The organism is Paenibacillus pasadenensis, assembly GCF_002864175.1.
Lineage (GTDB): Bacteria > Bacillota > Bacilli > Paenibacillales > Paenibacillaceae > Paenibacillus_O > Paenibacillus_O pasadenensis.
The window spans coordinates 305021-324329 of sequence record NZ_NFEZ01000001.1 but is presented as its reverse complement, the minus strand read 5'-3'; the positions used below and the strand labels follow the sequence as shown (position 1 = coordinate 324329).

At 65.6% G+C, this 19309-nt stretch carries 16 protein-coding genes; 7 read left to right on the top strand and 9 right to left on the bottom strand.

All coding sequences use genetic code 11. The annotated features are described in order from the left end of the window. Window positions 1-105: 105 nt before the first annotated feature. Window positions 106-837: an HD domain-containing protein gene (locus B8V81_RS01500; protein WP_342352559.1), complete on the top strand. Its 732-nt coding sequence runs from the start codon at window positions 106-108 to the stop codon at window positions 835-837. A 182-nt stretch (window positions 838-1019) separates the two neighbouring features. On the opposite strand, the gene ypfJ is transcribed toward B8V81_RS01500, so the two are convergent. The 3 genes from ypfJ to B8V81_RS01485 all read right to left on the bottom strand — a co-directional run bounded on the left by ypfJ (window position 1020) and on the right by B8V81_RS01485 (window position 5274). Continuing rightward, a complete protein-coding gene (ypfJ, locus tag B8V81_RS01495; protein ID WP_101807532.1) occupies window positions 1020-1871 on the bottom strand; it encodes a KPN_02809 family neutral zinc metallopeptidase in 852 nt (283 codons plus the stop codon). 135 nt (window positions 1872-2006) lie between these two features. Next, the gene (locus B8V81_RS01490) at window positions 2007-3416 is read right to left on the bottom strand and encodes a DUF3500 domain-containing protein (RefSeq protein WP_180968350.1); all 1410 of its coding nucleotides are present in this window, start codon (window positions 3414-3416) and stop codon (window positions 2007-2009) included. Between the two features lie 166 nt (window positions 3417-3582). Beyond that, on the bottom strand, window positions 3583-5274 hold the full coding sequence (locus B8V81_RS01485) for a methyl-accepting chemotaxis protein (protein WP_180968349.1): 1692 nt from the start codon (window positions 5272-5274) through the stop codon (window positions 3583-3585). 262 nt (window positions 5275-5536) lie between these two features. Between B8V81_RS01485 and B8V81_RS01480 the strand changes: the two genes are divergently transcribed. Continuing rightward, the gene (locus B8V81_RS01480) at window positions 5537-5689 is read left to right on the top strand and encodes a DUF1540 domain-containing protein (RefSeq protein ID WP_084137510.1); all 153 of its coding nucleotides are present in this window, start codon (window positions 5537-5539) and stop codon (window positions 5687-5689) included. Between the two features lie 221 nt (window positions 5690-5910). Here the strand turns inward: B8V81_RS01480 and B8V81_RS01475 are convergent, their stop codons facing one another. The 4 genes from B8V81_RS01475 to B8V81_RS01460 form a co-directional block, all read right to left on the bottom strand. Continuing rightward, on the bottom strand, window positions 5911-7458 hold the full coding sequence (locus tag B8V81_RS01475) for a DEAD/DEAH box helicase (RefSeq protein WP_101807529.1): 1548 nt from the start codon (window positions 7456-7458) through the stop codon (window positions 5911-5913). A gap of 221 nt (window positions 7459-7679) precedes the next feature. Then, a complete protein-coding gene (locus tag B8V81_RS01470; protein ID WP_101807528.1) occupies window positions 7680-8921 on the bottom strand; it encodes an MFS transporter in 1242 nt (413 codons plus the stop codon). A 7-nt stretch (window positions 8922-8928) separates the two neighbouring features. After that, window positions 8929-9351 (bottom strand): MerR family transcriptional regulator, encoded by a 423-nt coding sequence (locus B8V81_RS01465; RefSeq protein ID WP_244912693.1) that lies wholly within the window; start codon window positions 9349-9351, stop codon window positions 8929-8931. A gap of 184 nt (window positions 9352-9535) precedes the next feature. Further along, window positions 9536-10462 carry an iron-hydroxamate ABC transporter substrate-binding protein gene (locus tag B8V81_RS01460; protein ID WP_101807526.1) on the bottom strand — a complete coding sequence of 309 codons (927 nt, stop codon included), beginning with the start codon at window positions 10460-10462 and terminating at the stop codon, window positions 9536-9538. A 218-nt stretch (window positions 10463-10680) separates the two neighbouring features. Between B8V81_RS01460 and B8V81_RS01455 the strand changes: the two genes are divergently transcribed. Then, on the top strand, window positions 10681-11619 hold the full coding sequence (locus tag B8V81_RS01455; protein ID WP_101807687.1) for a diacylglycerol/lipid kinase family protein: 939 nt from the start codon (window positions 10681-10683) through the stop codon (window positions 11617-11619). A 210-nt stretch (window positions 11620-11829) separates the two neighbouring features. After that, a complete protein-coding gene (locus B8V81_RS01450) occupies window positions 11830-12747 on the top strand; it encodes an aldo/keto reductase (protein ID WP_101807525.1) in 918 nt (305 codons plus the stop codon). Between the two features lie 985 nt (window positions 12748-13732). Here the strand turns inward: B8V81_RS01450 and B8V81_RS01445 are convergent. Together B8V81_RS01445 and B8V81_RS01440 are read right to left on the bottom strand one after the other, a co-directional pair. Further along, the gene (locus B8V81_RS01445) at window positions 13733-14431 is read right to left on the bottom strand and encodes a response regulator (protein WP_028600199.1); all 699 of its coding nucleotides are present in this window, start codon (window positions 14429-14431) and stop codon (window positions 13733-13735) included. Continuing rightward, on the bottom strand, window positions 14428-16014 hold the full coding sequence (locus B8V81_RS01440; protein WP_028600198.1) for an ATP-binding protein: 1587 nt from the start codon (window positions 16012-16014) through the stop codon (window positions 14428-14430). The genes B8V81_RS01445 and B8V81_RS01440 overlap by 4 nt, the downstream gene beginning before the upstream one ends. Window positions 16015-16195: 181 nt before the next feature. On the opposite strand from B8V81_RS01440, the gene B8V81_RS01435 reads away from it, so the two are divergent. Genes B8V81_RS01435 through B8V81_RS01425 form a run of 3 tightly spaced genes read left to right on the top strand, consistent with a single transcriptional unit; the run spans window position 16196 to window position 19285 of the window. Then, window positions 16196-17221 carry a tripartite tricarboxylate transporter substrate binding protein gene (locus B8V81_RS01435; protein ID WP_028600197.1) on the top strand — a complete coding sequence of 342 codons (1026 nt, stop codon included), beginning with the start codon at window positions 16196-16198 and terminating at the stop codon, window positions 17219-17221. Window positions 17222-17272: 51 nt separating this feature from the next. Further along, on the top strand, window positions 17273-17743 hold the full coding sequence (locus B8V81_RS01430; protein WP_028600196.1) for a tripartite tricarboxylate transporter TctB family protein: 471 nt from the start codon (window positions 17273-17275) through the stop codon (window positions 17741-17743). A 15-nt stretch (window positions 17744-17758) separates the two neighbouring features. Next, window positions 17759-19285 carry a tripartite tricarboxylate transporter permease gene (locus tag B8V81_RS01425; protein WP_028600195.1) on the top strand — a complete coding sequence of 509 codons (1527 nt, stop codon included), beginning with the start codon at window positions 17759-17761 and terminating at the stop codon, window positions 19283-19285. Window positions 19286-19309: the final 24 nt, after the last annotated feature.

Below are 19309 nucleotides of genomic sequence, written 5' to 3'. Positions count from 1 at the left end.
CCCGCTCGTCCGCGGCCTCCCGATCCTTTGCTGCCGGAGGAGCTTCGCCTCCTGAATGAACCATTCCCGCCAGGCCCAGCGCCTGCCCGAAAGGCTGTGATCCCCGTGTCCAATCTGCACGAGCAACCGACCCCTGATCCTGATCCTGATCCTGATCCGACTGCGGCCCCGACGCCGCCAAGCCCGTCCGCAGCCGCCCTGCTCGCCGATGCCGAAGCCTACGCCCGCGCCGAGCTTGGCGGCGATACGAGCGGCCACGACTGGTGGCATGTGCAGCGCGTCGCCGACATGGCCCGCCGTCTGGCCGCGGAGGAAGGCGCCGACGCCTTCCTTTGCGTGCTCGCCGCGCTGCTGCACGACGTCGCCGACGAGAAGCTGAACCCGTCCAAGGAAGCGGGCATGGCCAAGGTCGCCTCCTGGCTGGAGGCGCGAGAGCTGGCCCCCGGCGACCGGGAGCATGTGCTGGAGATCATCGGCACGATGTCTTACAATGGCGGGGCGAATCCCCCGATGCGCACGCCCGAGGGCCGCGTCGTCCAGGACGCCGACCGGCTGGACGCGATCGGCGCGATCGCCGTCGCGCGCACGTTCGCCTATGCCGGCCATGTCGGCCATCCGATCCACGATCCCGGGCTGCCTCCGCGCGACCGCCTCGTGCTGACGGCCGAGGAATACCGCAAGGACAAGAGCACGGCAATCAACCATTTTCACGAGAAGCTGCTGAAGCTCAAGGACCGCCTCAACACGCCGGCGGCCAAGCGCATCGCCGAGCAGCGCCATGACTTCATGCTCGGCTACCTGGAGCAGTTCCGGCTGGAGTGGGACGGCGAGCGGTAGCCGCGCCGGAACGACGACACCATCAGGGGATGAGGAAGGATGCCATGGACCGCGAGATCCGCTTGCTGACCGCCGAGGAAGGAAGCTGCGAATATTCGATTGCCGGCTCCTGCCGCCAGCCAAAAAAAGGTCCTCAGGGCTCATGCCCCGAGGACCTTTTTGCATGCTCTGCTGCTCCGCGCCTACAGGCTCTTCGCGCCGAACGTGTCGCCGCCTTCGAGCGCGCCGGACTCGAAGCCCTTGTAGAACCAGCGCTTGCGCTGCTCCGACGTGCCGTGCGTGAAGCTCTCCGGCACCGCGTAGCCGCGCGCCTTCTCCTGGATGCGGTCGTCGCCGACCGCGCTCGCGGCCGTGAGCGCCTCCTCCAGGTCGCCTTCCTCCAGCAGGCTCTTGCCCTGCGCATGATGCGACCAGACGCCGGCGTAGTAGTCCGCCTGCAGCTCGAAGCGCACGAGGTACCGGTTGAACTCCTCCTCGCTCAGCCTCTCGCGCAGCGGCATGATCTTGTCCGACGTGCCGAGCAGCGTCTGCACATGATGCCCGACCTCGTGGGCGATCACATACGCCATGGCGAAGTCGCCCGGAGCCTGGAACTGCCGGCGCAGCTCGTCATAAAAGCTGAGGTCGATGTACAGCTTGCGGTCGCCCGGACAGTAGAACGGCCCCACCGCCGACTGCTGCGTGCCGCAGGCCGACTCGACCGCATCGTCGTACAGGACGAGCGTCGGCTTTTCATACGTCAGTCCCTGCTGCTGGAAAAGGCCGCCCCAGATCTCCTCCGTATCGGCCAGCACGACCGACACGAACTGCGACAGCTCCGCCTCCTCGGCCGTCTCCTCGTACGGCTGCGACTGCTCCGTGCCCGCTCCGCCGATGACGCCGCCGAGCAGGTCGCCCGGATTGCCGCCCATCAGCGTGACGAGAATCAGCAGGATGATGCCGCCGATGCCGCCTCCAACTATGGTCTTGCCGCCGATGCCTCTGCCCCGGCGATCCTCCACGTTCGCGCTGCCTCTTCTCCCTTGCGTCCGCATCCCGTTCTCCTCCGTACCTTCGTTTTACTGAAGATATACCCGCATTCGGGCCGTTGACGCGAAGGGGGCGAAAAGGACGTCGCCGACCGGATTGCCGCCGAGCCGGACTTAGGCTGCAAGCATGCCTTGCACGCCCTAAAAGAAGCAGCCGCCGTAATCGGCCTTGCGGTCGCGCCACACCGTATGCACATGGCCGCGGCCGGGCAGCGCCTCCTCCGCCAGCGTGACCGTCTCCAGCCATAGGCGAGGCCCGTCGATCCGGACGTACGAGCCAGGCACGCGGTCGTCCGTCGAGCCCGACCAGCCGATGTACGTGCGCTCCAGCGCTTCGGGCGAAAGGTAGGCCGCGAGCAGCGCCTGCGCCGATGCCGGAGCCGCCGTGCGCACCCAGGCGGCGATCGACGCGCGCACCCGCTGCTTCTGCTGCTCCCCGAGATGGGAGTACGGGATGCCCTCCGCCTCGGGGAAATGCCCGTCCTTGCCCGGGCCGAGCAGCACGTCGGCGTGGCTGTCGCCGAGCCGGGCCGCCGCCATCTGGTCGGGCGGCAGCGAGCGCAGCATCGCGTACATGCTCTCCAGCCGCGGCTCCATGACCGCCCAGTCGCGTCCGCCGGCGGAGAACAGCCGCGGCTCGATGCCGAGGAACATCGGCGTCACGCCGGTCTCGCGCGTGTTGCTGGCGAGGTTGAGCGCCAGATGGCGCCCGCTCAGCTGCAGCATCCACGGCTCGCGGCTGCTCGGGTCGCCGAGGAACGCGACATGGTACAGCGCCGAGCCCCAGCGCGGATTGCCGCCTGCGGCCGACGACATCTTGTCGTCGGCGAGGATGATGCCTCGGGCCGTGTCGTAGCCGCTCTCGCTGAGCGCCTCCCGCAGCAGCGCCTTGAGCGCCTCCAGGCTGTCCTCGCCGAGCGTGCCGAGCGCGATGCCGTTGCGCGGGAACTCGTCGACGGGGCGGTTGCTCCAGCTGACGGCATGCTTGGCCGTAAAAGGAAGCCGCAGCGCTTCCCGCTGCGGCGGCGTCAGCGTCGCCTCGAACGCCACCGCCAGGCAGACGAGCCGCGACGGCCCATCCGTCCGGGACGCTTCGCCCGGCCGCTCCGGCTTGGCAGGCTGCGCCGGGCATCTCGCCTCGGCGGACGACGCGATCGGCCTCGCCATCGCCTGGCCGACGGCCGCGTCCGCGACGGCGAGGCCGCTCTTGCCGCCAGGAGGCGCAGGCTTTCCTGCCTGTCCTGGCGCGGCGGCGCCCGGCGCCCGACGCGCCGCATTCGGCGCAGGCGCAGCTCCAGCTGCCTGATGCGGCGCATCCAGCCGCGCCGCCGTTCCCGGCGCCGCATTCGACGCTTGCGGCGACGGCGCGGCTCCGTCCCTTTCGTTCCGCGCAAGCGGCGCTCGGGCCGCCATGTCCATCAAGCTCGGCGCAAGCGCCGGGGCCGGGGCCGCCTGCGCTTCCGGTCCGGGATAGCCGCCTCCCAGCGTCGCGCCGATTCCCGTCGCCAATACGGCCATCGCAGCCGTTTTTCTCCACCTGCTCTGCTTCAAGGCTCTGTTCTCCTCCTTTTTCCACCTGCTAGCTTCTTCCTCCCGCCTCCCTTTTATACGTTTTTTGGCAAAGCAAAAACGCCCCATGGAGGGCAAAAGCCCGTCCCATGGGACGCTGCTTGGAGCAAGCGGCATCCTGGCCGCTGCTAGACAAGGCTCCATCCGCCTACGTACGGAACCGGCTGACCAGCCCCTGCAGCTCGTCGGCCATCTCCGCGAGCGATCGGGCGGAGGCGCGCATCTGCTCCATCGAAGCGAGCTGCTCCTCCGTCGAAGCCGCAACCTCCTGGGCGCTCGCCGAATGCGACTGCGCGACCTCGGCCATACGTCGGCCGGACTCCGTCATCTCCCCGGCGCGGACGCGAATCTGCTGCGCCACGGCCGCCATTTCCTCCATATGCGGAGTAATGCCTCGGGTGCCGCCGAGAATGACGCCGAATTTGTCGGAAGCCTGGCGCGACACCTCGACGCCGTCCTTCGCGCTGCGCATCGCTTCCTCCATGAGCCGGGCGGACTCCTCCGTCTCCTGCAGGATCGCGCCGATCAGCGCGCCGATCGAGCCCGCCGACCGATGCGACTGCTCGGCGAGCGAGCGCACCTCGTCGGCCACGACGGCGAAGCCCCGTCCGTGCTCGCCGGCGCGGGCCGCCTCGATCGAGGCGTTGAGCGCCAGCAGGTTCGTCTGGCGAGACAGCTCGCCCAGCACCTGCAGGATGCCGCGGATCTCCCGCGAGCGCTCCGACAGCGAGCGCACGACGCCGCTCGCGCGTTCGATCGAAGCATGGATCGTCTGCATCTGCTCCAGGTTTTCGGCAACGATGCTTCCGCCCAGCTCCGCCTCCTGGCTCGTCCGGCGAGACAGCTCCAGCACCTCGGCGGACGTCGATCCGACCAGCTCCGCGCCTTGAGCGAATTCCTTCAGCGTCTCCCGGTTCTCCTCCACCCGCGCGGCGGTCCATTCCGCGCCGCCAGCCATCTCCTCGATCGCCGACGCCACAGACTCCGCAGCCCGCGCCGACTGCTCGGCGCCGCTGCTCAGCTGCTCTGCCGCAGAGCCGAGGCTGCCCGCGTGAACAGCGATGCCGCCGACCATGCCGCGTATGTTGTCCGACATGCGGCGGAACGAGTCGCTCAGCTCCCGCAGCTCGTCGCGGCCGCGCACTTGCGGCTGCTCCCCCGTCAGGTCGCCGTCGGCCATCCGCTGCGCGGCGCCGTTCAGGCCGGCGAGCGGACGGCTGATCATGCGCGCGGCGAACCAGCCGGCGGCGATCGCCGCGGCCGAGGCCAGGCCGCAGATGACCATGATGAACAGCTGCCCCTTCTCGGCTTTACGCTGCGCCTCCAGCTTGACGACCTCGATGACTTCCTTCTCGACCCAGGTGGCCAGCGCGTCGCTCTCGGCCCGGATCTCGTCGCTGATCGGCTTGATGTCCTTCTGCCCCTCCAGCGCGGCTTGACGTTTGTTGACGAGATAAGCGTTCATGATGCGCACGGTCATCTGCCGGAACTGATGGTTCGCCTTTTGAATGCGCTCCAGCTGCTCCCGGACCTCCTTGGCATCGCTCCGCTTCATCGCGGACGCGATCGTCTGGTCGATCCCGTCATTGGACTCGTACAACCCTTCCTTGTAGGAAGGATCGTCGTACAGCAGGAATGCCCTCAGCCGGCTTACCTGCCGTTCCGACAGCATCTGGATCGTCTGCGCGTCGGAGCGGAGCTCCCCGGCCACATCGGTGATGTACGCGTACGAAGCCCGTGTCGACTTCTCATTGAAATAGGAAAGGACGGATGCCAGCCCGAACAGAAGAGAGACGAGAACAAAAATGGCGATTAATTTGTGCCTCAGCTTGATCTTCATGCAAAAATAATCCTTTCTAAAGCAGAATAGAATGTATTTCGACATGATAAGGTCAAGTTGTTAGCGATTAATCACAGTATTCTGCGAAACGAATGATGGAATTGTTAAAAATTCTATTCCCGTCTCGCCTTTTTACACATTGCTTCTTCACCGAAGCAACGAAAAAAAAGCCCTCTCGAATCTTGCAACGATTCAAGGCGAGCGAATGGAGGTATAAAAAGCTATCCTGATCGACCATCCTAATGCCAAGGAGGTGAGATCCATGGCAAAAGACGTGCGCTGTGAAGTAAACTCGTGCAAGCACTGGGCTGCCGGCAATCACTGCAACGCTTCTTCGATCTATGTCGTGAGCCGCAGCAGCAAGCCGAGCCATTCCGACGAAACCGACTGCAAAACCTTTGAACCGAAAGTGTGATCCATCCGAAAGGCGACCGTGCCAGCGGTCGTCTTTCTCTTTTGTTATATTAACCAATAATGATTCTTATTATCAGTCGGGGGCGAAAAAAAGAACCTTATCTCGCCCGCATTCGCGGAGATAAGGTTCTTTGCGTATGAAACGAGAACGAGAAATGGTCCTCCTCCGGCATATCGGCGGCGCCAGGCCGCCGATATGCCGGAGGTCGGCTGCCAGCCGCCTTAGCCGCGAGGCTGGCCGCTACGCGCGCCTTGCGCGGACGGAGCCGTTCCGGCGGAGGCTGGACCGCGGCCGGAGCCGCCGCGGCGACGCTTGCGCTTGCGGCCGGCGCCGGCTGCGCCCGGCTGCTGCGCTTCGGAGCCGCCGGCTGCGGGACGCTGCTGCGACTGGCCGCTCGGCTGCGGACGCCCGCCTTGGCGCGCGTTCCCGCCGCCTTGCTGCTGGGAGCCGCCGCCCTGGCGCGCGCCGCCCGACTGCGGACGCACGCCTTGACGCGCGTTCCCGCCGCCTTGTTGCTGGGAGCCGCCGCCTTGGCGCGCGTTCCCGCCGTCACGCTGCTGGGAGCCGCCGCCCTGGCGAGCGTTCCCGCCGCCTTGGCTTTGCGACAGCGACGGAAGCACCGGCTCGCCGCCGGCCATCGGGTACGGATGGTCGCTTACGACCGGCACTTTCTTTTTCGTCAGCTTCTCGATGTCCTTGAGGTAAGGAACTTCCTCGTCCTCGCAGAACGCGATCGCCGTGCCGCTCTTGCCGGCCCGGCCCGTGCGGCCGATCCGGTGCACGTACGTCTCCGGGATGTTCGGCAGGTTGAACTGGATCACATGCGCCAGCTCGTCGATGTCGATGCCGCGGGCCGCGATGTCGGTCGCCACGAGCACGCGCGTCGCGCCGCTCTTGAAGTTGCCGAGCGCCGCCTGGCGGGCGTTCTGCGACTTGTTGCCGTGGATCGCCTGCGCGGTGATGCCGGCCTTGGTCAGCACGCGCACGACGCGGTCCGCGCCATGCTTGGTGCGGGTGAAGACGAGCACCGACTCGATCGAGCGGTCGCGCAGCAGATGGATGAGCAGCTGCGGCTTGCTGTCCTTGTCGACGAAGTAGACCGACTGGTCGATCCGGTCGACCGTAGAGGAGACCGGCGTAATCTCGACCTTGACCGGGTCATGCAGCAGCGACTCGACGAGCCGGCTGATCTCCGGCGGCATCGTGGCGGAGAAGAACAGCGTCTGCTTTTTGGCCGGGATGCGCGCCATGATCTTCTTGACGTCGTTGATGAAGCCCATGTCGAGCATGCGGTCGGCCTCGTCGAGCACGAGGATCTCGACATGCTGCAGGTCGGCGTGCTTCTGGTTGATGAGGTCGATGAGGCGGCCCGGCGTCGCGATCAGGATGTCCATGCCGCGCGCCAGCTGGATCTCCTGCGCCCGCTGGGACACGCCGCCGACGATCGAGAAGCAGCGGATGTCGGTGAACTGGCTGTACGCCCGGATGTTGTCCTCGATCTGGATCGCCAGCTCGCGCGTCGGCGTCAGGATGAGCGAGCGGATGCGGCGCTTGCCTTGGGCTTTGCCGCCTTGGCTCGTCAGCCGCTGGATGATCGGGATGGAAAAGGCGGCCGTCTTGCCGGTGCCGGTCTGCGCGCAGCCGAGCACGTCGCGGCCTTCGAGGGCCGCCGGGATGGCCTGCGCCTGGATCGGCGTCGGCTCGGTGTAGCTTTCTTTCTCAAGCGCTTTGAGAATGGGGGAAATCAGCTTCAACTCAGTGAATTTCATTGGGTCTCCTATCGTTTTGAATGATCTATTTTCACGGTATGGTCGAACTTGTAGGCTCCGTAAGCTGCAATCCGCGAATATTCCCTTCTATCATAACGCAAGCTTCGAATGAAATATACTGCCTCAGCGCCCGATCGCAGGCCGTCAGGCAAAAAAAGCCGCTCCCGCCCGCATCGGAGCCTGCGGGAGAAGCGGCCCGCCATTCGCCCGGAGGCCGCGCGCTAGTGGCCCTCGGCCTGGTCCACATGGCGGATATGCTTATGGTTCGCGGCCAAGAAGGCCGCCGACAGCAGCACGAAGCCGGCGCCGACATAAAAGGGCACGCTATGGCCGTAATGCTCGCCGAGCTTGCCGGCCATGTAAGGCGCGATCGCGCCGCCGATGAAGCGCAGGAAGCTGTACGCGGCCGAAGCCGTCGAGCGCTCGACCGGAGCGGCGTTCATGACGCCGGTCGTGATGAGCGTGTTGTTGTTGCCGAGCAGAGCGCCGGCGAACACGACGCTGGCGATGACGACCCACTGGACGTCGGTCCAGACCGCCATCGCGAGCAGCGTCAGGCTGAACAGCGCCAGCATCGCGCCCATCGTTTTGACCGTGCCGTACGCCCGCTGCAGGCGCGGCGCCATGAACACCGACGTCAGGGCAAGCAGGACGCCCCAGCCGAGGAACACGTAGCCGATGCCGCGGATTTCCAGCCCCATGACGAACGGGGCGTAGGCCATCAGCGTGAAGAAGCCGATGTTGTACAGGCAGGCGGTGAGGCCGAATACGAGCAGCGAGCGGTGGCGGACGAGCGCCCGGATCGGATCCAGCAAGGAGGCGCGGCGCGCGGGAGCCGTTCCGGCCGCGGCCTTGCGCTCCTTGGGCATGAGCGCGATCAGCGCGACGAAGGCCGCGAGCATGCAGCCTGCGACGCCGAGGAAGGGTCCCCTCCAGGACAGCGTGCCGAGCTCGCCGCCGAGCAGCGGCCCGACCGCGATGCCGATGCCGATCGCCGCTTCATAGAGGATGATCGCCTTGGTGACGCCGCCGCGCGACATCGACACGATGGCGGTCAGCGCGGTCGCGACGAACAGCGCGTTGCCGAAGCCCCAGCCGCCCCGATAGGCGACGAGCTCCCAGATGCCGCTGGAGATGCCGCCGAGCCCGGAGAACAGCGCTACGATGACGACGCCGACGAGCAGCGTCCGCTTCATGCCGAGACGGCTCGAGATCAGGCCGGTCACGAGCATCGCGACCGCCATGACGGCGTTGTAGCTCGTGAAGAGCAGCGTCGTCTGGCTTGGGGTCGCGTTCATTTTTTCCGATATGGCCGGTAGAATAGGGTCCACGAGCCCGATGCCCATGAACGAGATGACGCCCGCAAAAAAGACCGCCCATACGGCCCGGGGCTGGTTGAAGATGCTGGACGACGGCTGCGCCGCCTCCTGGACGGCTTCTGCCGTCAAAGTCGATTTCGCCACGCTGTTGTCACTCCTGTTCCTGTCGCCATGCTTGCTTCGCCTCGTCGATGCGCGCCTGCAGCTCCCGGTACTCGTCGCGGACGCGCCCGATCTGGGCCAGCTTGGCGTCGATCACGTCCAGCTGCTGCCGCACCGTGTCCTCGAGCCGCAGCACGGCGGCGCGCTTCTCCGCGCCCGTCTCCTCCCGCACCGCCTGCCGCAGCCGCGTCAGCTCCTCATGGATCGCCACGTACTCCTGCAGCTCCTGCAAGGAGAACCCGAGCGCGTCCCGGGCGTCGATCAGCTTGCGCAGCCGAAGGACATGCTCCTCGCCATAGAGCCGGTACCCCCCGTCGCTCCGCTCCGGGGAGAGCAGGCCGATCTCCTCGTAGTAGCGGATCGTGCGCTTCGTGAGGCCGGTCATCTGCGCGATGTCCTCGATCTTGTACATAGCCCCCACCTTTTCGTTTCTATATATTTTATAACTAAAATATTATGAGCTCATGTTACCACTCCATAACCTTGACGTCAACGTAAAGGTTGAACGAAAAAAAACCCGCAGGCGGCCCGAAGGCTGCTTGCGGGTGGAGGAAACGATGTCGGTGCGGCGCTAGGAGCGCCGCGTCAGGGCGCGATCAAGGCAGCGCCAGGAACTGCTCGGTGAACAGCTTCAGCAGGTGGTCGAGCGTCGTTGGATCGCTGTAGGTCGACGCTTCCGTGTCGATCGTGATGACGCGGCCCGCTTTGACGGCCGGGATGCCCTTCCACGTCTCCGTTTCGAAGACCGGGTTGGACATGCCCTTGGTCTGGCTGAGGACGATGTAGTCGCCGGCGTAATCGCCGAGCTTTTCGCTCGAGAGCGCGTAATAGCCCGGTCCGAGCACGTCCTTGGTGACGCTCTCCGGCATCTTGAGCCCCATCGCCTGGTACAGCACCTCGGTGCCGCGCGCCCAGTTGTTGCCGAAGACATAGATGTTCTTGGCGTCATACTCGTACACGGATACGGTGGAGTCCTCGCCGATCTTCGCCTTGATCTGCTCGCCTGCCTCGGCGGCACGGGTTTTGAAGTCGTCGACCCAGGCCTGGGCTTCGGCTTCCTTGTTCACCAGCTTGCCGATCTCGACCTGCTGCTGCAGGTAGTCCAGCTTGCCCCAGGTGTAGGCGACGGTCGGCGCGATCTCCGCCATCTTGTCGAGGTTCTTGTTGTGCGTGCCGGCGATGATGAGATCCGGGTCAAGCTCGACGATCTTCTCGAGGTTGTCCTCGGAGACGATCTCGACGCCGGCCAGCTTGTCCGTGAACAGCGGGTTCTTGCCGGTCCATTCGTCGACGCCGACGAGCGGCAGGCCGAGGGACAGCACGTTCGGCGCGCTGGCCAGCGCGACGATGCGCTGCGGGTTCGCCGGCACCTCGACCGGGCCGGATTCCGCCTGGTAGGTGATCGTGCCGGTCGCGGCCGGAGAAGCCGTCGGCTCGGAGCCGCCGCCGGAGTCGTTTTTCGATCCGCAGGCGCTGAGGACGAGCGCCAGCGTCAGCGCGATCGGAGCAAGCCATTTTCTCATGATGAAGAACCCCTTTCTATATGTTTCATGAAGTAATTGATAATGATTATCAGTAGCGACTTCATTACTATAAGGGGGCCGCCCCTGCCTGTCAATAGGAAAAAACAGACTCCTCCCGGGCGGTTTGCAAAAGGAGCATTCGTGGTAATTCCGAAGTAATGACCTGCGGTCGACGGCAGCGCCGGGAGGCGGCCGGACCAGCGGACGGAGGCGTCGTCATGAGTGAATTCACGGTAGATAACGAGATCGGAAAGGCAAAGCCGGCCCGCAAAGCGATGGTCATCCTCAATCCTTCCTCCGGGAAGGAAAGGGCGGCCGAATACGCGCGCGACATCGAAGACGTGCTGCGCGCCAAAGGCTACGACGTCGAGCTGCGCGAGACGGCCGGCGAGCAGGACGCGACGCGCTTCTGCCGCTCCGCCTGCGGGATGCGCTGCGACCTCGTCGTCTCGGCGGGCGGCGACGGCACGCTGAACGAGACGATCAACGGCCTGCTGAGCCAGGAGCATCGGCCGCAGCTCGGCATCGTGCCGCTCGGCACGGTGAACGACTTCGCGCGGGCTCTCGGCCTCCCGCTCGATCCGCAAGCCGCGATCGCGGCGCTCGCTTCAAGCCGCGTCCGGGCGGTCGATCTGGGCCGGATCAACGACCGGCTGTTCACGAACGTCGTCGCCGCCGGCAACATCGCCGAAGCGGTGGCGGCGGTCAGCTCGGAGGAGAAGTCCCGCCTGGGCTCGCTCGCCTACCTCAAGGAAGGGCTCAAGGAGCTGGTCTCGCAGAAAGCCTATCCGATGCGGATTGAATATGATGGAGAGGTCTGGGAGGGCGAATCGCCGCTGTTCGTCGCCGCGCTGACGAATTCGGTCGCCGGCTTCGAAAAGATGGTGCCGGACGCGGCTGTCGACGACGGCCTGATCCACGGCTTCATTTTCAAGGACATCGGCTGGCTCGGCACGCTCACGGCCGGCTGGTCGCTCTGGGCAGGCAGCCTGCGGGAGCACAAGGATGTCGTCGCCTTCACGGCACGCCAGGTCAGCGTGCGCTCGTTCGAGCGCGTGCGCACGAACGTGGACGGAGAAGAAGGCCCCGACCTGCCGCTGGAGCTGCAGCTGCTGCCGGGCCATGTCGAGGTTGTCGTGCCGGAGGACGATCGGTGAAGCGTCTATTCGGACAGAAAGGAGGCCGTCCCGTAACGGGACGGCCTCGGTCGTCATGCAGGCCTGGTGCGCGAGCCGGTCCGCGCTGACTGTGAAATCGGTTTCTAAAAGAGGTTGAAGCGCTTGCTTGCGCTGTGCCACAATAAGGAGGACGCGGATTCCAATCCGCTGGATTCATCCTACCTTACAGCCTAAGGAGGCTATCGATCCATGAGAACATTCAAGCTGGGCGCAAGCGCCCTGGAGGTGCCGGCGGTCGCGGTCGGCTGCATGCGCATCAACTCGCTGGACAAGCCGGGGGCGGAGCGCTTCGTCCGCAGCGCGCTGGATCTCGGCGCGAACTTCTTCGACCATGCCGACATCTACGGCGGCGGCGAGTGCGAGGAGATTTTCGCGGAGGCGGTCGGCATGAGCCCGAGCGTGCGCGAGAGCTTGATCCTTCAGTCCAAATGCGGCATCCGTTCGGGACAATTCGACTTTTCCAAGGAGCATATCCTCGGGTCGGTCGACAAGATCCTGCAGCGGCTGCGCACCGACTATCTGGACGTGCTGCTGCTGCATCGCCCGGATACGCTCGTCGAGCCGGAGGAGGTCGCCGAGGCGTTCGACCAGCTGGAGCGCTCCGGCAAGGTGCGCCACTTCGGCGTCTCCAACCAGAACCCGATGCAGATCCAGCTGCTGCAAAAATTCGTCAAGCAGCCGCTCGTCGCGAACCAGCTGCAGCTGAGCATTACGAACAGCACGATGATCTCGCAGGGCTTCAACGTCAACATGGAAAACGAATCGGCGGTGAACCGCGACGGCAGCGTGCTCGACTTCTGCCGCCTGCACGACATCACGATCCAGCCTTGGTCTCCTTTCCAATACGGCTTCTTCGAGGGCGTGTTCCTCGGCAGCGCCAAGTTCCCTGAGCTGAACGCCAAGATCGACGAGGTCGCGGAAAGCTACGGCGTCAGCGCGACGACGATCGCGATGGCCTGGCTGCTGCGCCATCCGGCGAACATGCAGCCGGTGACCGGCACGATGAACATCGAGCGGCTCACGGACTGCGTGCGTGCGGCGGACATCCGCCTGACGCGCGAGGAATGGTACGCGATCTTCCGCGCTGCGGGCAACGTGCTGCCTTGATGCGCGCATAGATGCGCCTGCGCTGACCGCGCGGGCGCGGAGGCACGGATCTGAGCGCGGTTGTGAATGGGCCAGCATCGCTGGCTAGAGCGAGCAGTGTTGGTGCGAGCGGGCTCCAGCAACTGCGAGCGGGCGAAACTGCGACGGGCATGGGCGCGAGTGGCGGGCCGGTGCTTGCGCGGGAGTAAACACGAGCACGCGGCTCGACATTGCTGCGAGCAGAGCGGCTGCGCGATGCTGGCGTCACGACAAGAGGGCTATCCCAAGGTCGGTATCAACGACCGATGGGAAGCCCTATTTGTCGTTCCGCCCGGAACGAGCGCTACACGCGGTTTTTCCGCGCGTAGGCCGCAGTACGGCTCTCCAACCTCCCGCTACACGCGGTTTTTCCACGCGTAGGCCGCAGACCGGCGCTCCAACCTCCCGCTACACGCGGTTTTTCCGCGCGTAGGCCGCAGACCGGCGCTCCAACCTCCCGCTACACGCGGTTTTTCCGCGCATAGGCCGCAGTACGGCTCTCCAACCTCCCGCTACACGCGCTTTTTCCGCGCATAGGCCGCCGTCCGGCGCTACAGACTCTCGCGACACGCGGTTTTTCCGCGTGTAGGCGAGCCTTTTGCCTGGCCGGGAATTCAATGTCGCGAGATGCGCCATGCCGACCATGCAACGGGCAATGAGAGGGTCTAGACTACCTTCGTGCGGCCGGTTCCGAAAGCGGCCAAGTTCGTCTATCAGCTCTAGTCATAGCCAGTAGTAAAAAAGTGCACCCGTAAGTTGCCGAACGTTGCCACGCTTGCTCCAGCCCCATCCACTCCAGTAGTCGAGCCCGATCAACGAATTGAAATGGGGGCCGGTTTTACCGTTAAGGACCCGCTCTCCGGGCCGCAGCGCCCGAAGCGGCCAGCCGTCCCTCCCCGCGCTCCTGCTCTGCTGGGCGGGTTCCGCCCACCACCCGCTCAGCACCCTCCACGCGCTGCGGCCAGGGCTAGGCCTTGCGCCGATACACCCGCTCCGGCCGACCGACGCTGCCGTAGGCCAGGTCGGCCTGCAAGCGGCCCGCGCTGACGAGATATTCGAGGTAGCGGCGGGCGGTCGAGCGGCTGATGCCGAGCCGCGCGCTCAGCAGCGGCGCGGTGAGCGGCCCCTCTTCCTCGCCGAGCAGCCCGCTTACTTTGTCGAGGGTGAGCTGGTCGATGCCCTTGGGGTAGCCGCTCGGGCGGCCCCGCTCCGCGCCCGGCTCGCGCAGCCGCAGCAGCGCGTCGATCTCGGACTGGCCGAGCGCGCCGGCCGCCTCGGCTTCGAGCGCCGCCATCCGCTCGCGATAGGAGCGGTACCCGAGCAGCGTCTCCTGCAGCCGGTCGAAGATGACCGGCTTGAGCAGGTAGTCGTAAACGCCGCCCTCGATCGCCTCGCGCACCCGATGCAGCTCCTTGGCCGCCGTCACCATGATGACGCCGGTGCGCGGATGGCCGGCGCGGATGCGGCGCAGCAGCTCCAAGCCGTCGACATGCGGCAGGAACAGGTCCAGCAGCACGAGGTCCGGCTGCAGGATGTCCAGCAGCTCCAGCGCCTGGCGGCCGTCTGTGGCGACGCCGGCCGCCTCGAAGCCGTCCACCTTGCCGACGAAGCGGCGGTGGATCTCGGCGTTGCGCACGTCGTCCTCGACGATGAGCACTTGAATCATGGCGAATCGCTCCTTTGCTTGGGGATGGCGACCGTGAAGCGCGTGCCTCCGCGTTCGCCCGGCTGGAACTCGAGCCAGCCGCCGAGCTGGCGGACCGAGCGCTGGACGAGCGCCAGGCCGTAGCCTCTTCTCTCCTTGCTTTTCGTGGAATAGCCGACCTCAAAGATGCGCTCGGCCGCCTCCTCCGGAATGCCGCAGCCGTTGTCCTCCACCTCCAGCACGAGATCCGGCCCGAGATCGGTCAGCAGCACGGCGACGCGCCCCTCTCCGTCGTGGCTGACCGCCTCCAGCGCGTTGTCGATCAGATTGCCGAGGATCGTCACGAGCTGCGAGCGGTCAAGCTCCGGCGGCACGTCGCGGAACGTGCTGTCCTCGTCGACCTCCAGCTCCACCCGCAGCTCCTGCGCGCGGTTGATCTTGCCGAGCAGCAGCCCGCCGATGACGGGATCGGGAATCTCCTTGAGGATCGTGCCGATACGGCTGCTGTGGCTGTCGGACTCCCGCGCGATGAACGCGACCGCCTCGCGGTACTGGTCCAGCTGGAGCAGCCCCGAGATCGTATGCAGCTTATTGGAAAACTCATGCGTCTGCGCGCGCAGGCCGTCGGCGTACTGCTGCATCTGCGACAGCTGCTGCGTCAGCAGGTACAGCTCCGACTGGTCGCGGAAGCTCGACACGGCGCCGACGACGCGGCCGCCGGCATCCTTGACGGGCACGCGGCTGACGATGACCGCGCGCGTGCCGACGATCGCCTCCTCGCCGTAGGCCGCGGCCTCGGACTCGCCCGGCCGCGGAAAGGCCGCGTCGGGCAAAATCCCGCGCGCCGGGCGTCCGAGCAGCTGCGCGCGATCCTCGAGGCCAAGCATCCGCATCGCCTGCTGGTTGAGCAGCGTCGCCTCGCCCCGGTTGTTGACGGCGACGATGCCCTCGCGCACCGACTCGAGCACCGCCTCCTGCTCGCGATACAGCCGTCCGATGTCCTCCGGCTCGAGGCCGTGGATGGCGCGCTTCACATGGCGCGCGATGAGCGCCGCGCCAAGCGCGCTCAGAGCGAGCGCGGCCAAGGCGAGCGCGGCGATCGGCAGCAGGAAGCGGCGGGACTTGCGCTCGATGTCCTCGGTCAGAATGCCGACCGACACGACGCCGATGATGCTTCCGTCCGCGCCGTATACCGGCGTCTTGCCGCGCAGCGACGGGCCGAGCGTGCCCGTCGCCTCCGACACGATCGACTGGCCGGCGAACACCGGACCGTTGTCGCCGCCGACCATCGGCTGGCCGATCAGCTTCGCATTGGGATGCGCGTAGCGGATGCCCTCGGCATTGCCGACGACGATGAATTCGGCATCCGTCCGGCGGCGGATCTCTTCGACCATCGGCTGCAGGATGAGCGACGGGTCCGGCTCGGCAAAGGCTTCCCGGACGTCGGGAATGGCCGCGACCATCTGCGCCAGATTGAGCGCCTTGGAGCCCTCCTGTTTCTTGTACGTGTCGAGGAGCATCTCCCGAAAGGCGAGCGACAGCAGCAGCAGGATGATGGAGGTAAGCGCGCAGAGGAGCAGCGTCAGCTTCGTTTGCAGGCGCATCGGTCGGCTCGTCCTTTCCGTGGTTTTTATGAACAAAATGGCTGAAATGCGGCAAATGCAAGGTATGCGCGCAATATAGCCGGCTGGAATATGTTCATGATACAGTCACAATTGTAAACGCTACCATAAAAGATTGGCGCTAGATCGAAGTATCCGTACTATACCACAAGGGGGAAGCGTCATGAAATTCAATTCGTGGAAATGGAAACCGGTCGTCGCCGCGCTGGCGGCCGCAGCGGCAATGTCCGCGCTGACGGCATGCGGAGAGGGAGGCGGCTCCGGAGGCTCGGGCTCGTATCCGTCCAAGCCGATCGTCGTCGTCGCTCCGTCCGGAGCCGGAGGCGGCTGGGACAAGACCGCCCGCTCGCTGACGAAGGTGCTCGGCGAGACCAAGCTCGTCGACAAGACGATGACCGTCGAGAACAAGCCCGGAGGCGGCGGCGCCGTATTCATGGCCGAATACGCCACGCAGGACAAGAAGAACCCGTATCGGCTGTTCGTCAGCTCGCCGCCGATCCTCATCAACAACCTCAAGAAGGAAGGCAACAGCCCTTACGGCTACAAGGACGCGACGCCGCTCGCCCAGCTGACCAAGGATTACGGCGCGATCGTCGTGCGGGCCGACTCCAAGCATGCCGACATCCAGTCGCTGATGGCCGATCTGAAAGCGGATCCAACGAAGGTGACGGTCGCCGGCGGCTCGGCTCCGGGCTCGATGGACCATCTCATCACGGTGCTGCCCGCCTATAAGGCCGGCATCGACCCGAAGGCGGTCAAGTACGTCTCCTACGACGGCGGCGGCGAAGCGATCGCGGCGCTGCTCGGCGGCAACGCCGACGCCATCGGCACCGACATCTCCAGCGCGTCGGAGTACCTCAAGGCCGGCAAGGTGCGCGTGCTCGGCATCACGTCCCCGGAACGCCTCGGCGGCGACTTCAAGGACGTGCCGACGCTCAAGGAGTCCGGCATCGACGCCGAGTTCACGATCTGGCGCGGCGTGTTCGGACCGAAGGAAATGACCGACGACCAGAAGGCGTACTGGGCCGAGAAGCTGCAGGCGCTGAACGACTCGGACGCGTGGAAGAAAGAGCTTGCGGCCAATGCCTGGGAGCCGGAATTCAAAGGCTCCGACGACTTCGCCGCGTTCCTCGGCGAGCAGGAAAAGATGATTCAAGAGCTGCTGACCGCGCTCGGCATGGCTAAGTAACACCGAGTATTTCCGATTGATTTCGATTCCATTCTTGCGAGGTGAGGCATCATGAACCGCATCTTCGACCGGTACGCCGGCGTCGCGTTCCTGCTGGTCGGCGCAGCCTTCGTCTGGGAAAGCCGCAAGATCGGCGAGAGCTCCTACGGCAGCAACGTCGGTCCGGATATCTTTCCGATGGGGCTCGGCATCCTGCTCATCCTGCTGAGCGCGCGGCTGCTCTATGAGACGCTCCGCGGCCGGATGACGGACGCGGCAAGCGGCGAGAAGCCGAGACTCGACTACAAGCGCTTCGGCATCCTCGTCGGCGCCGCGCTCCTGTACGCGTACTTCCTGGAGGACATCGGATACGTGCTTGGCACGTTCCTCTTCCTCCTGCTCGGCTTCCAGGTCATCGAGCGGGGCCGATGGCTCGTCTCGCTGCTCGTGTCCGCGCTGTTTTCGTTCGGCGTCTATTATTTGTTCGTCCAAGTCCTGGAGGGCACTCTGCCCGGCTTTCCCTCCTGGATGAATCTCGGGTAGAAGGAGGCTGTCCCCATGGAAACGCTGCAATTCCTTGCCGACGGCTTCGCTTCGGCCCTGCAATGGCAAAACCTGCTGTTCGCCTTCGTCGGCGTGCTCATCGGCACGGCGGTCGGCGTCCTGCCCGGCATCGGCCCGATGAGCGGCGTGGCGCTGCTCATCCCGGTCACGGCGACGCTGACGAGCGGGCAGGATCCGGCGTCCGCCGCCACGAGCGCGATCATCCTGCTCGCCGGCGTCTACTACGGCGCGATGTACGGCGGCTCGACGACGTCGATCCTGCTCAACACGCCGGGCGAGTCCTCGTCCGTCGTGACGACGCTCGACGGCTACCAGATGGCCCGCCAGGGCCGGGCGGGAGCGGCGCTCTCGATCGCGGCGATCGGCTCGTTCGTCGCCGGCATCGTGGCGCTCGTCGCGCTCGTGCTGCTGGCGAAGCCGCTGTCCGAGGTGGCGATCAAGTTCGGTCCGGCGGAATATTTCTCGCTCATGCTGCTCGGCCTCGCCGCCGTCAGCGGCCTCGCCGGCAAGTCGATGACCAAGGCGCTGATCATGACCGTGCTCGGCCTGCTGCTCGCGACGATCGGCATGGACAACGTCTCCGGCGTCGCCCGCTTCACCTACAACGTGCCGGTGCTGTACTCCGGGCTGGAATTCCTCACCGTAGCCGTCGGCCTGTTCGCTCTCGGCGAGGTGTTCAAGACGGTGCTGCACCGCGACTATGGCGGAGGCGAGATCATCAAGGTCGGCCGCGTGCTGCCGACCCGCCAGGATCTCAAGGAAAGCGCAGGCCCGATCGCGCGCGGCTCGCTGCTCGGCTTTTTCATCGGCGTGCTGCCGGGCGCCGGCGCGACGCTCGCCTCCTTTTTCAGCTACATCATGGAAAAGAAGCTCAGCCGCAATCCCGAGAAGTTCGGCAAGGGCGCCATCGCCGGCGTCGCCGCGCCCGAGTCGGCCAACAACGCGGCCTCCGGCGGGGCGATGATCCCGCTGCTCACGCTCGGCATCCCCGGCTCCGGCACGACCGCGATCCTCATGGGCGCGCTCATCATGTACAACGTGCAGCCGGGCCCGCTCCTGTTCGAGGACCATCCGGGCGTCGCCTGGGGGCTGATCGCAAGCATGTTCATCGGCAACCTGATGCTGCTCGTGCTCAACATGCCGCTCGTCAAGGTGTTCGCCAAGATCATCGAGACGCCGCCGAAGTACCTGCTGCCGATCATCATCGCCATCTCCGTGTTCGGCGTCTACGCGGTGCAGTACACGACGTTCGACCTGCTGCTGCTCATCGGCTGCGGCATCGCCGGCTACTTCCTGGCGCAGAACGACTATCCGCTCGCTCCGCTCGTGCTCGGCCTCGTGCTCGGGCCGATGATCGAGAACAACATGCGGCGCGCGCTCACGGCGTCGAACGGCGACTTCAGCATCTTCCTGACGAAGCCGATCTCGCTCGCCTTCCTCCTCGTCGCCGTCCTGTGGCTGCTCGTGCCGCTGCTGCTCAAGCTGCGCGGCAAAAAAGTGATCATCAACGAAGAAGCGTAAGGAGGGGAGCGGCGACGCTCCCTT

What these genes read in the sequence shown, in the direction of transcription:
- ypfJ (WP_101807532.1), bottom strand. Translation starts at nt 1,871, where the DNA reads ATGCGGACGCAAGGGAGAAGAGGCAGCGCGAACGTGGAGGATCGCCGG.
- B8V81_RS01485 (WP_180968349.1), bottom strand. Translation starts at nt 5,274, where the DNA reads ATGAAGATCAAGCTGAGGCACAAATTAATCGCCATTTTTGTTCTCGTC.
- B8V81_RS01480 (WP_084137510.1), top strand. Translation starts at nt 5,537, where the DNA reads ATGGCAAAAGACGTGCGCTGTGAAGTAAACTCGTGCAAGCACTGGGCT.
- B8V81_RS01475 (WP_101807529.1), bottom strand. Translation starts at nt 7,458, where the DNA reads ATGAAATTCACTGAGTTGAAGCTGATTTCCCCCATTCTCAAAGCGCTT.
- B8V81_RS01465 (WP_244912693.1), bottom strand. Translation starts at nt 9,351, where the DNA reads ATGTACAAGATCGAGGACATCGCGCAGATGACCGGCCTCACGAAGCGC.
- B8V81_RS01460 (WP_101807526.1), bottom strand. Translation starts at nt 10,462, where the DNA reads ATGAGAAAATGGCTTGCTCCGATCGCGCTGACGCTGGCGCTCGTCCTC.
- B8V81_RS01455 (WP_101807687.1), top strand. Translation starts at nt 10,681, where the DNA reads ATGAGTGAATTCACGGTAGATAACGAGATCGGAAAGGCAAAGCCGGCC.
- B8V81_RS01450 (WP_101807525.1), top strand. Translation starts at nt 11,830, where the DNA reads ATGAGAACATTCAAGCTGGGCGCAAGCGCCCTGGAGGTGCCGGCGGTC.
- B8V81_RS01445 (WP_028600199.1), bottom strand. Translation starts at nt 14,431, where the DNA reads ATGATTCAAGTGCTCATCGTCGAGGACGACGTGCGCAACGCCGAGATC.
- B8V81_RS01440 (WP_028600198.1), bottom strand. Translation starts at nt 16,014, where the DNA reads ATGCGCCTGCAAACGAAGCTGACGCTGCTCCTCTGCGCGCTTACCTCC.
- B8V81_RS01435 (WP_028600197.1), top strand. Translation starts at nt 16,196, where the DNA reads ATGAAATTCAATTCGTGGAAATGGAAACCGGTCGTCGCCGCGCTGGCG.
- B8V81_RS01430 (WP_028600196.1), top strand. Translation starts at nt 17,273, where the DNA reads ATGAACCGCATCTTCGACCGGTACGCCGGCGTCGCGTTCCTGCTGGTC.
- B8V81_RS01425 (WP_028600195.1), top strand. Translation starts at nt 17,759, where the DNA reads ATGGAAACGCTGCAATTCCTTGCCGACGGCTTCGCTTCGGCCCTGCAA.